This window comes from Micromonospora sp. NBC_01699, from assembly GCF_036250065.1.
Classification (GTDB): domain Bacteria; phylum Actinomycetota; class Actinomycetes; order Mycobacteriales; family Micromonosporaceae; genus Micromonospora_G.
The window spans coordinates 5822690-5834375 of record NZ_CP109199.1 but is presented as its reverse complement, the minus strand read 5'-3'; the positions used below and the strand labels follow the sequence as shown (position 1 = coordinate 5834375).

The 11686-nt window shown below is 72.2% G+C and carries 8 protein-coding genes; 4 read left to right on the top strand and 4 right to left on the bottom strand.

All coding sequences use genetic code 11. The features are described 5' to 3' along the window. Nucleotides 1–51: 51 nt before the first annotated feature. Entirely contained in the window at nucleotides 52–1185 is a 1134-nt protein-coding gene (locus tag OG792_RS23565; RefSeq protein WP_329102330.1) for a lytic polysaccharide monooxygenase auxiliary activity family 9 protein, read from the top strand. Nucleotides 1186–1405: 220 nt separating this feature from the next. Here the strand turns inward: OG792_RS23565 and OG792_RS23560 are convergent, their stop codons facing one another. After that, nucleotides 1406–3664, bottom strand: coding sequence for a discoidin domain-containing protein (locus OG792_RS23560; RefSeq protein WP_329102329.1), 2259 nt, complete (start codon nucleotides 3662–3664; stop codon nucleotides 1406–1408). A 494-nt stretch (nucleotides 3665–4158) separates the two neighbouring features. Here OG792_RS23560 and pyk point away from each other — a divergent pair, with 494 nt between their 5' ends. The 3 genes from pyk (at nucleotide 4159) to OG792_RS23545 (ending at nucleotide 7076) form a co-directional block, all read left to right on the top strand. Beyond that, on the top strand, nucleotides 4159–5610 hold the full coding sequence (pyk, locus tag OG792_RS23555; protein WP_329102328.1) for a pyruvate kinase: 1452 nt from the start codon (nucleotides 4159–4161) through the stop codon (nucleotides 5608–5610). Continuing rightward, nucleotides 5607–6491, top strand: coding sequence for an acyl-CoA thioesterase (locus OG792_RS23550; protein ID WP_329102326.1), 885 nt, complete (start codon nucleotides 5607–5609; stop codon nucleotides 6489–6491). The genes pyk and OG792_RS23550 overlap by 4 nt, the downstream gene beginning before the upstream one ends. Before the next feature lie 99 nt (nucleotides 6492–6590). Beyond that, nucleotides 6591–7076: an RrF2 family transcriptional regulator gene (locus OG792_RS23545; RefSeq protein ID WP_329102324.1), complete on the top strand. Its 486-nt coding sequence runs from the start codon at nucleotides 6591–6593 to the stop codon at nucleotides 7074–7076. A 21-nt stretch (nucleotides 7077–7097) separates the two neighbouring features. Here OG792_RS23545 and OG792_RS23540 read toward each other — a convergent pair whose 3' ends face one another. The 3 genes from OG792_RS23540 to OG792_RS23530 all read right to left on the bottom strand — a co-directional run bounded on the left by OG792_RS23540 (nucleotide 7098) and on the right by OG792_RS23530 (nucleotide 11630). Next, complete coding sequence (locus OG792_RS23540; RefSeq protein WP_329102322.1) at nucleotides 7098–7313, bottom strand: hypothetical protein; 216 nt, start codon at nucleotides 7311–7313, stop codon at nucleotides 7098–7100. 124 nt (nucleotides 7314–7437) lie between these two features. Further along, entirely contained in the window at nucleotides 7438–8496 is a 1059-nt protein-coding gene (locus OG792_RS23535) for a LacI family DNA-binding transcriptional regulator (RefSeq protein ID WP_329102321.1), read from the bottom strand. After that, a complete protein-coding gene (locus OG792_RS23530; protein WP_329102319.1) occupies nucleotides 8496–11630 on the bottom strand; it encodes a glycoside hydrolase family 3 C-terminal domain-containing protein in 3135 nt (1044 codons plus the stop codon). The genes OG792_RS23535 and OG792_RS23530 overlap by 1 nt, the downstream gene beginning before the upstream one ends. Nucleotides 11631–11686: the final 56 nt, after the last annotated feature.

Below are 11686 nucleotides of genomic sequence, written 5' to 3'. Positions count from 1 at the left end.
TCTCCCACCCGCGGCTCGTGCGGGGCACCCTACTTTCCACCGGGAGCCCCGATGACCCTGTCCACCCGACCACTGATCACCCGAGTGCTGGCCGTCGCCGCGCTCGCCATGCTGCTGTTCACCACCGCGTGGGTGCAGAGCGCCTCCGCGCACGGCTCGACGATCAGCCCACCATCGCGCAACTACGGCTGCTGGCAGCGCTGGGGCGGCAACTTCCAGGCGCCCGAGATGGCCACCCAGGACCCGATGTGCTGGCAGGCCTGGCAGAACGACCCCAACGGCATGTGGAACTGGAACGGCCTCTACCGCGAGGGCGTGGCCGGCAACCACCAGGCAGCCATCCCCGACGGACAGCTGTGCAGCGGCGGGCGTACCGGCGGGCCCCGCTACGCCGCGATGGACACCCCCGGCGCGTGGCGGGCGGCGTCGGTGAACAACAACTTCACCCTGACCGTGCACGACCAGGCCCTGCACGGCGCCGACTACTACCGGGTGTACGTCTCCCGGCAGGGTTACAACCCGCTCACCCAACCGCTGCGCTGGGCCGATCTCGAACAGGTCGCCTCGACCGGGGTGATCCCGCCCGGCCAGGGCACCCGGACCGACGACCCGGCGCTCAACGGCGTCTCCAACTCGATCAACGTGTCCGCGCCGGGGCGTACCGGGCGGCACGTGGTGTTCACCATCTGGCAGGCCAGCCACATGGACCAGTCGTACTACTGGTGCAGTGACGTGACCTTCCCCGGCGGGACCGGTCCGACCCCGACGGCCACCCCCACCCGTACGCCGACCCCGACGCCGACCCGGACGGCCACGCCGACCCCGACCCCGCCGCGCACCACGGCGCCGGCCACCACACCGCCGGCCACCACACCGGGTACGCCGCGCGGCTGCACCGCCACCTACACGGTCACCGGCCAGTGGTCCGGCGGCTTCCAGGCCGACGTACGGGTCACCGCCGGCAGCGCCGCGATCAGCGGCTGGACGGTGACCTGGACCTGGCCCAACGGGCAGTCGGTCGGGTCGAGCTGGGGCGCCACCGTCACCTCGGCCGGCACCGGGGTGAGCGCCACGAACGTCGCGTACAACGGCAGCCTCGGCGTCGGTGCGAGCACCACCTTCGGGCTCCTCGGCTCGTGGACCGGCAGCAACGGCTCACCGACCCCGACCTGCGTCGCCACCTGACCCGGGCCAACGGGAAGCCATCTGACCGGGGCCAACGGGAAGCCATCTGACCGGGGCCAACGGGAAGCCATCTGACCCAGGCCAACGGAAGGCCACCTGACCCGGGGACAGCGGAAAGCCACCTGAACCCGAGGTGAAACGGGCCGCGCCCGGTCCGGTCGACGTGTCGACCGGACCGGGCGCGGTGGGACCCGGAGAGCGCGTGCCGAGCGGCGACGACCTACGGGTAGTTGACCACGTAGATGGTCTGGTTGGCCTGGTTCGCCGGACCGCCGACGTTGTTGATGACGTGGTTGATGGTGCCCACGCCGCCGAGGGAGACCGAGACCATGTTGCGGAACCGGACCCCTGTCTTGTTCGGCACCTCGAAGGACCGTTCGGCGACCACGCTGGGATCCACGTTGAAGTAGGAGTAGCTGCCCAGCCCCCACGCCTCGTGGGTGTTCACCGCGTCGGCCACCTTGTACGCCGCGTACCCGCGGGTGGAGCCGTTCATCCAGGCCGCCTGGTTCGGCGGGTCGTACGGGAACTCGTTCTGGTAGAAGTACGTCCTGCCTCGTTCGCCGTTCCAGATGGTCTGGTACTTCTGGTAGTGCTCGACGAACAGGCCGTACATGGTGACGTCGTCGCCGTTGACCACCAGCCCGGTGTCGGCGGTGTTGATCGTCCAGCCGTAGGTGCCGGCGTTGCCGTGGTCGGCCCGCCACAACCACATGTGGTCGCCGATCACGTCATCGCTGTTGATCACCAGGCTGTTGGTGGCCTTGCCGGCGACCGCGCCACCGATCCGGAAGAAGACGTCGTGCAGCGAGGTCGGGTTGGCCGCGTGGTCCGCGCTGGAGCCGGCCGGGCCGACCTCCATCAGGGCGGCCGAGTTGGTGGTGCCGGCCTCGAACATGATGCCGGCGACCTTCACCCCGTCGACGTCGGCGACGGTCATCGCGGTCACGCCGTTCTGCGGCTCGATCGTCGCCAGGCCGAGGCCGAGCACGACCGTGTTCGGCCGGGTGATCCGGATCGTTTCGGTGGTGCGGTGCACGCCGGGGGCGAACAGCAGGTCCTTGCCCTGGGCCAGGGCGGCGTTGATGGTCGCCGCCGAGGTGCCCTGCCGGACGATGAAGTACTGGCTGAGCGAGGACGAGGTGCCGGCCGGGGTCTTGTTGTACCAGGTGGTGCCCGTGCTGTTCTGTCGCAGCGCCGGCACGAAGACCCGGTACTCACCGGTGCCGTCGACGTACAGGAAGGGCTTCTCCCGGACGGTCGGAGTGGTCGGGATGACGGTGTGCGAGGGGTTGGGGAAGTTCGGCGCCGGGGCGCCGGCCACTCCCTGGAACACCATGTTCCACACCGAGCCGGTCCAGCCGTTGCCGAACTCGCTGTTGCGCGAGTACCACTGCTGCTGCGAACCGCTGACCACCAGGCCGTCGATCCGGGTGTCGGCCAGCAGGCCGCCGCTGGACCAGCCGTCGCCGCCGTTCCAGAGCTGGATCTGGTTCTGCGCGCCGCGCAGGTGCATCCGCCGGTACGGCGCGGCCTGCGACACCGCCCACCGCTCGACCGTCACCCCGGCCGGCAGGGTCACCGACAGGTTCTCGGCCGCCCGCCAGAAGTTCTGGGTGGCGTTGCCGCCGAACCAGGTGGCCTCGGCCCGTACGTGACCGTTGAGGTTCACGTCGTCGGGGGAGAAGCCGAGCCCGGCGACCTGGGTGAAGAAGCCCAGGTTCACGTCGGCGGTGTAGGTGCCGGGCTTGAACAGCACCGCGTACCGCTGCGGACCGAACTGGTTGGTCTCCTGCTGGGTGAAGATCGTGTTCAGCCGGCTCTGGATGGTCCCGGTCGGCGTCGACGGGTCGAAGACGAAGGTGTTCGGCCCGAAGTTCGGGTTGCGCGGGTCGGTCGGCTCGACCGGGGTGCCGGTCACCGGCGGGGTGGTCGGCGGGGTGGTCGGCGGAACGGTGCCGAACTCGCCGTACACCTGGAACTCCCAGAGTGAGTAGCCGTAGCCGGTGGTCCGGGCGGTGCCGTACATCCGTACGTGGCGGCCGCTGCCGGTCACCGGGATCGTCTGTACGCCGCCGGTGCCGGTGGTCGTCGAGTAGATCGTGGTCCAGGGTGCGGACCCGGTCGGCGACGTCTGGATCTGGAAGGCCCGCCCGGCGGCGGTCTCCCAGTTGAGCACCACCTGGCTGAGGGTGGCGTTGGCGCCCAGGTCGACCTGTAGCCACTGGGGGTCGCTGAAGGTGCTGGACCAGCGGGTGCCGGCGTTGCCGTCGACCGCCGCGGCGGCGGCCATGCCGGCGCTCTCGGCGGACGAGGCGGTAGCGGCCTTGCCCTGGGAGATGAGGGTCGGCGCGGCCTGCGCGGCGGTCGGCGCGGTGATGAACGGTACGGGCGCCAGCAGCGCGACGGCCAGGGCGGTGAGCACACCCCATCGGGAACGGGTCGAGAGTGTGCGGGTGGTGCGACGATGAACTTCCATTGGGCCCACCTGTCGGTGATAGGGCGCGGTGGGGCGGCCCAGTCGAGGCGTGGCAACGCCGGGGCTGGGTGGGTACGGCCGGCCGTCGGGGGGTTCCGGCGGCCGGCCCGCGCCTGCGGGTTCTGACAGTGAGAGCGCTCTCCCGACGAGTGTTACGCCACTGTTTCAGGCCGTCAAGACGCTCATCAATTCCTGTCTGGTTTGACGGCTAATCGGGTTTTCGTGACTCTTAGGCGATTAGCGTGGATTGTCGACAGCGATATCTCGTGACGTGCCGACTTCCGGACCGATCGTGCCGGTCCGACCCACCGGGCGTGTCGTGGGCTACACGACGGCGGTACGCTTCCGGACGCGCGGTCGTTGATGCCCGCCACCCCGACGTCGCCCGGCGAGACGACACCCGCCGGACACCCGCGTACAGCGCGACGTTGGACGAGAATTCCAGAATCCGACAGGGTCGGCCCGTGGACCGATCTGGGAGAGAGACTAGCCTGATGGGCGTGACACGCCGCGCGAAAATCGTCTGCACGCTTGGCCCTGCGACATCGACCCCGGAGCGGATCCGCGGTCTCGTGGAGGCTGGCATGGACGTGGCCCGGCTGAACTTCAGCCACGGCAGCCACGCCGATCATGAGAAGGTCTTTCACCTGGTCCGGCAGGCCGCCCAGGCCACCGGGAAAGCGGTGGCGATCCTGGCCGACCTACAGGGTCCGAAGATCCGCCTCGGCAAGTTCGCCGACGGCCCGCACGAGTGGCGCACCGGTGACTCCGTAGTGATCACCGGCGATGACATCGTCGGCACCCGCGAGCGAGTCTCCTGCACCTACAGCAAGCTGCCCCAGGAGGTCAGCCCCGGCGACCGCCTGCTGATCGACGACGGGCGGGTAGCGGTCGAGGTCAGCTCGGTCGAGGGCAACGACATCCGGGTCCTGGTCACCGAGGGCGGCGCGGTCTCCAACAACAAGGGCGTCTCGCTGCCGAACGTCGCGGTGAGCGTGCCGGCGATGTCGGAGAAGGACGCCGACGACCTCCGGTTCGCCCTCGGCCTCGGCGTCGACATGATCGCGATGTCCTTCGTCCGCTCGGCCGACGACATCAAGCTGGCGCACGGCATCATGCAGGAGGTCGGCGTCCACCGGCCGGTCATGGCCAAGGTCGAGAAGCCGGAGGCGGTGGACCACCTGGAGGCCATCGTCGCCGCGTTCGACGGCGGCATCATGGTCGCCCGCGGTGACCTCGGCGTCGAGCTTCCGCTGGACCAGGTGCCGCTGGTGCAGAAGCGGGCCGTGCAGCTCTGCCGGGAGAACGCCCGGCCGGTCATCGTGGCCACCCAGATGCTCGACTCGATGATCGAGAACTCCCGCCCCACCCGCGCCGAGGCGTCCGACGTGGCCAACGCGGTGCTCGACGGCGCCGACGCGGTGATGCTCTCCGGCGAGACCAGCGTCGGCAAGTATCCGGTGCTCACCGTGAGCACCATGGCGAAGATCGTCACCACCACCGAGTCCGGCTCGATCGGCGTGCCGCGGCTCCAGCACGACCCGCGTACGCACGGCGGCGCGCTCACCGTGGCCGCCTCGCAGATCGCCCGTGCCATCGGCGCCAAGGCCCTGGTCGCCTTCTCGCAGACCGGTGACACCGTGCGCCGGCTCTCCCGGCTGCACTGCGACCTGCCGCTGCTGGCCTTCACCCCGGTGCCGGAGGTGCGCGACCAGCTCGCCCTGGCCTGGGGCGTGGAGACCTTCCTGATGCCGTTCGTGCAGCACACCGACGACATGTTCCGCCAGGTCGACCAGGCCCTGCTCGGCCTCGGCCGGGGCAACCCGGGCGACTACGTGGTGATCGTCGCCGGTAGCCCGCCCGGCACCCCGGGCTTCACCAACACGTTGCGCGTACACCAGCTCGGCTCCCTTGTCGACGCGGCGGCGGCCCGGGCCTTGCAGTGACGTCCGGCGGGCCGGTCGGTGGACAGGTCGCGGTCGACCAACTTCTCGAAGTGCTCGACCTGACCCCTGTCGACGAGATGACCTTCCGGGGGATGAGTCCGCCGGTCGGCCCGCAACGGGTGTACGGCGGTCAGGTCGCCGGGCAGGCACTGGTGGCCGCCGGCCGGACCGTCGACCCGACCCGGTTCGTGCACTCGCTGCACGGCTACTTCGTCCGCCCCGGCGACCCGGTCGAGCCGATCGAGTACCAGGTCGAACGGATCCGCGACGGCCGGTCGTTCTCGGTCCGCCGGTCGGTGGCCAAGCAGCACGGCAAGACCATCTTCTTCATGTCCGCGTCGTTCCAGCGGATCGAGGAGGGGCTCGACCACCAGGCGCCGGTCCCGCCGGACGTACCCGGTCCGGACGAGGTGCCGACCATGGCCGACCGGCTGGCCCGCTACCCGGAGCGGCTCGGCATCTGGTCGCTCATCCCGCGTCCGATCGACGTCCGCTACGTCGGCGAGCCCGGCTGGGTACGCCCCGGCGACCGGCCGGCCGACCCGTACCAGCGGGTGTGGATGCGGATCGACGGCAAGCTGCCCGACGACCCGCTGCTGCACGCCTGCGCGCTGACGTACGCCTCGGACCTGACCCTGCTCGACTCGGTGCTCTCGGTGCACGGTGAGGTGTGGGGGCCCGGCGGGGTCGTTGGCGCCAGCCTCGACCACGCCCTGTGGTTCCACCGGCCGTTCCGGGCCGACGAGTGGTTCCTCTACGACTGCTGGAGCCCGTCCGCCTCCCGCGCGCGGGGCCTGGCGACCGGCCGGATGTTCACCGTCGACGGTCGCCAGATCGCCAGCTCCGTGCAGGAGGGACTGCTCCGCCGGGTCGGCGCCTGACCGGCGGGGATAGCGCGATTTCCGCCGGAAGTGGCGCCTTGCGAGGCTTGGTACCCCCGGCACCGTTCGCCGGGCGTGGCGGGGGCTAACCTTTCCGGCATGCGTCTCTCCGCACGGGTCGACTACGCGCTGCGCGCAACCGCCGAGCTCGCCGCCACGGCGGACGACACGGCCGCCGCAACCGGCCCCGCCCGACGTCCGAACCCGGTGACGGCCGAGCAGATCGCCCGCGCACAGGAGATCCCGCCGAAGTTCCTGGAGAGCATCCTGTTGCAACTGCGCCGGGGCGGCATAGTGCACGCCCAGCGTGGCCCGGAGGGCGGCTACTGGCTGGCCCGCAAGGCGGCGGAGATCTCCCTCGCCGACGTGATCCGGGTGATCGACGGGCCGCTCGCGCACATCCGGGGGCAGCGCCCGGAGGATCTCGGCTACCAGGGCGCGGCCCGCTCGCTACAGGAGGTCTGGATCGCGTTGCGAGCCAGCGAGCGGGAGATTCTCGAACTGGTCACCGTCGCCGACGTGGCCAGCGGCAAGCTGCCCGACCGGGTCACCGAGCTGGTCAGCGACCCGAACGCCTGGATCTGAGTCCCACCCGCAGCGGGTGGGTCACGCCGCCCGCAGGTATCTCCACCGGCCGTGGTCGGCGACCGCGAGCGGTTCGGTGTCGGCGAGGATCCGCTCCGGCCGCAGGAAGACCAGCGGACCCTGACCCTTGACGACCGGGCCGTCCGGATCAGGGCGGTCGTCGCCGGACGGCGTGGCGCGGTCGACGCCGGTCAGCACCGGCCCGGTGCCGGGTTTCCAGGACGTTGTCAGGGCCATCGGATACTCCATCCGTCGTCGGTCGGGGCGGGCCGCCCGGGACCGGGTCCATCACAGCACCGCGCGCTGGGAGACAGCTGCGGGAAAGCTACGGGAATATTGGGGGCGCCGGCGGCGCCACGGCTCAGTGGGCGGTGGGGGAGAGCACGGGCGCGCTGGTGCTGGCCCGGACGGTCAGCCGGGGGTCCAGCAGAGTGCCCTCCGGCACCTCCGCGCCGGCCAGCTTCTCCATCAGCAGCGTCACCGCCCGCTGCCCGACCTCCTCGGCCGGGATGAGCACCGAGGTCAGCGCCGGGCTGGCCCGTTCGGCCACCTCGTCCGGGCAGATCGCCACCACCGAGACGTCGCGCGGCACGGTACGACCCAGCGCCGGCAGCGCGGCGAGCACCTGTCCCACCGCCGCCTCGTTGTGCACCACCAGCCCGGACAGGTCCGGTTGCCGGTCGAACAGGCCGGCCAGCTCGCGGCGTACGGAGTCGACGTTCTCCTCGCACGGCTGGGCCGTCGCGGTCAGGCCGAGCCGCCGGGCGGTCTCGGTGAACCCGGCGCGGGTCCGGTGGGCGTAACCGGTGTCCCGGTCGTAGACCACCGACGGGGCGCCGAGCAGCGCCACCCGGCGGTGCCCGAGCCGGGCCAGGTGTTCGACGCAGACCTGACCGGCCTGGTAGAAGTCGAGGTCGACGCAGGTCAGACCGGTGGCGTCGGCGGGGAAGCCGATCAACACGCTGGGCCGCTCCAACCGGCGCAGCAGCGGCACCCGTGGATCGTGCATCTCCACGTCCATCAGGATCAGCCCGTCGACCATCGCGCTGGCCGCGATCCGGCGCAGCTCGGCCGGACCCTCGTCGGCGGTCATCAGCAGCACGTCGTGGTCGAACCGGCGGGCCGTGGTCACCACCGAGGTGGCGAACTGCATCAGCACCGGCAGATGCATGCCCGAGCGCAGCGGCAGCACCAGCGCGATCACGTTCGCCCGTCGGCTGGCCAGCGCCCGCGCACCGGCGTTCGGGTGGTAGCCGAGCTTCCGTACGCTGGTCAGCACGCGTTCCCGGGTGGTCGCCGAGATGGCCCGTTTGCCGCTGAGCACGTACGACACGGTGCTCACCGCCACCCCGGCGTGCCGGGCCACGTCGGCGATGGTCACCATGTCCGGGCGCTTCGGCACGAGGTTCGGTTCGGACACTAAACGCCTCCAGCATCGGCCACGGGCCGTTGACCGATCGTCGCGCTGACGAAGCTCAACCAGCTCACGGTAACGCCTGGCGCGTCGAACACCAGGTACAGGTCCCGTACCCCGGTCGCCTGCGCCGGCCGCCAGCGGCCGGTCACCTCGGCCCAGTCCCGTGGCTGGGCCGGGTCGAGGTCGCGCAGGCCCATCGCCGGCACCGGAACGGTACCCACCACCGGCCCGTCGACCGGATCGTCCAACCGCAGGGTGAGCCCCGTCGGTCCGGGTCGCCCGGCCGGTCCCGGCCCGCGCGGGGGTGCTCCGGGTACGGGCACCGGCGGGCCGGGTACGGGCGGCTGCGGGCTGGCGATCCGGGCGGTCAGGCCGGAGACCCCGGTGCCGAAGTCGACGGCGGCGAACCGGAGCCAGGCGCCCGCCTCGGTCGCCTCCACCGCGTCGCCGAGCCCACCGTCGGGCACCGCCACGATCGCGGCGTACTCGTCGTGGGTGGCGGCGCGCAGGGGGCCGCGCCGGGGATCGCGGGGACCGATCCGCTCACCGCGTACGGTCAGCGTGGCGCTGGCCAGCAGGTCCTGACTGGACCGTCCGACCGAGACGGTGTGCCGGGCCCGCTCCACCACGTACCGGTCGGTGGTGACGTCCCAGTGCGCGAGGTCGGCGGCGCGCAGCGGCAGCCGTACGGTGGCCCGTTCGCCGGGGTCGAGGGTGACCCGGGCGAACCCGCGCAACTGGCGCAGCGGCTGCTTCACCCGCGAGCGCCGCTGCCGGGTGTAGAGCTGCACCACCTCGACGCCGGGCCGGTCACCGGTGTTGGTCACCTCGACGCTGACCTCGACGGTGCCGTCCGGGTCCACCGTCTCGCGGTCGCACCGCAGCTCGGTGTAGGCGAAGCTGGTGTAGCTCAGCCCGTGGCCGAACGGGTAGAGCGGGCTGCCCCGGTAGTAGAGGTAGGTCGCGTCGCTCGCGATCACGTCGTAGTCGAACAGGTCGGGCAGTTCGGTGGCGGCCCGGTACCAGGTCTGGGTCAGCCGCCCGCCGGGGTCGGCGTCGCCGCAGAGTACGGCGGCCAGCGCGTGCCCGTACTCCTGGCCGCCGTGCGCCGACCAGAGCAGGGCCGGCAGGTGCTCGTCGGCCCAGTTGACCGCGTACGGATATCCGCTGGTCAGCACGAGCACGGTACGCGGGTTCGCCGCCCGTACGGCGCGCAGCAGCGCCTCCTGCGCGGCCGGCAGGGCCAGGTCGAGCCGGTCCTCGGTCTCCCGCCCGTTGACCATCGGGTGGTTGCCGAGCACCACCACCGCCACGTCGGCGTCCGCCGCGATCAGCGCCGCCTCGGCGGCGCCGTCCTCGATCCGCTCGACGGTGAACGGGGTCGCCGAGGCGGCGTCGGACGCGTCGGCGCGCAGCACCCGGTCCGGGCCGACGGTGACGAAGCATTCGCCGGCCTCGTGCCGGAGCAGGGTCGTCCCGTCGCCCCGCTCGACCAGCCGGAACGTCTCCCGGACCAGCCAGCCGCCGGGGCCGGGCCGGTCGTTGACCAGGACGCCGGCCGGGTCGCCGCCGACGTGCCGGCCGTTGCCGACCGCCCGCAGCGCCACCAGTCCCCGGCCCCAGTCGTACACCTCGAACCAGCTCGCCGGCCCACCCCCGCCGACTGCCCCGCCCTCGCCGATCGGTCCGTCCTCGCCGATCGGTCCGCGTCCCGGCTCGGGTTGGACGGTCAGGGGTGCGCCGGCGGGGTCGGCGGTGGCGTGCACCCAGCCGGCGTCCGGCCCGGCCACCCGCAGCGCTATCCGGTCGACGCCGGGGTGGTACGCGGTCACCCCGGCGCCGAGCCGTTCGGTCAGGCCGTCCAGCGCGGTCACCGCGTACGGCAGGGTGCCGCTGTACCAGTCGACGTGCAGGGTGCCGGCGAGCGGACCGAGTACGGCCACCCGGCCGATCCGGTCCGGGTGCAGCGGGAGCAGCCCGTCGTTGCGCAGCAGCACGAACGACTGCTCGGCGGCCTGCCGGGCCAGCCGCCGGTGCGTGGCGCAGTCGACCACCTCCGCACCGATCCGGGCGTACGGGTTGCGCGCGGGCGGGTCGAACTCGCCCAGCCGGAACCGGATGGTGAGCTGGCGCCGGACCGCGTCGTCCAGGTCGGACTCGACCAGCAGGCCCCGGCGCAGCGCCTCGGTGAACCGCCAGCGCGACGGTGCCCCGTCGGTGTCGTCCTCGGTGACGTTGTCGACCCCGGCCCGCAGCGCGGCGGCGTAGCCGTTCGGGTGGTCCGGCAGGTAGCCCTGGGCGCCGGCCAGGTTGGTCACCGCGCCCGCGTCGCCGACCACCATGATCTCGCCGGGTGCGCTGTCGCGCAGTTCCCGCCGCAGCAGCGGGCTCAGGTGCGCCGGCCGCCCGTTGACCAGGTTGTACGACGCCATCACGGCCACCGCGGCGCCGGCCGCGAGCGGGGCCCGGAAGGCCGGCAGCTCGTACTCGTGTAGCACCCTCGGCGGCAGGTTGCTGGAGCTCAGGCAGCGGTCGGTCTCGTTGTTGTAGCCGAGGAAGTGTTTCAGGGTCGGTGCGGTCTTGAGGTAGTCCGGGTGGTCGCCGCGCAGCCCGGTGGCGTACGCGGTGCCGAGCACCCCGGTCAGCCAGGGGTCCTCGGCGTAGCCCTCCTCGTTGCGCCCCCAGCGGGGGTCCCGCAGCGGGTTCACCACCGGCGCCCAGACGTTGAGCCCGATCCGGGTCGGGTCCTGCCGGTGCCGGGCGCGTACCTCGTCGCCGACCGCGTCCCCGACGGCCCGCAGCAGGTCCGGGTGCCAGCTGCTGGCGAGCCCGACGGCCTGCGGGAAGACGGTGGCCGGGCCGAGCCAGGCCAGCCCGTGCAGCGCCTCGGTGCCGGTGCGGAAGGTGTCGACGCCGAGCCGGGGGATCGCGGCCTGGTACTGGTGCAGCAGGCCGATCTTCTCGTCCAGGGTGAGCTGTCCGAGCAGGTCGGCGACCCGGTCGGCGAGCGGCCGGTCGGGGTCGCGGAAGCCCCGGCCGGGTTCGGTCCGGGTGGCGGGGCGGGCCGGGACGGTCGGTTCGCCTCCGGCGGAGGGTGCGCACACGGGTAGGGCCTCGCGCATGGTCGGCTGGCGCATGTCGATCACCTCTCGTGATCTGCGGGGCGGCCCCACCGGCGGGGGCGGGCGGAACG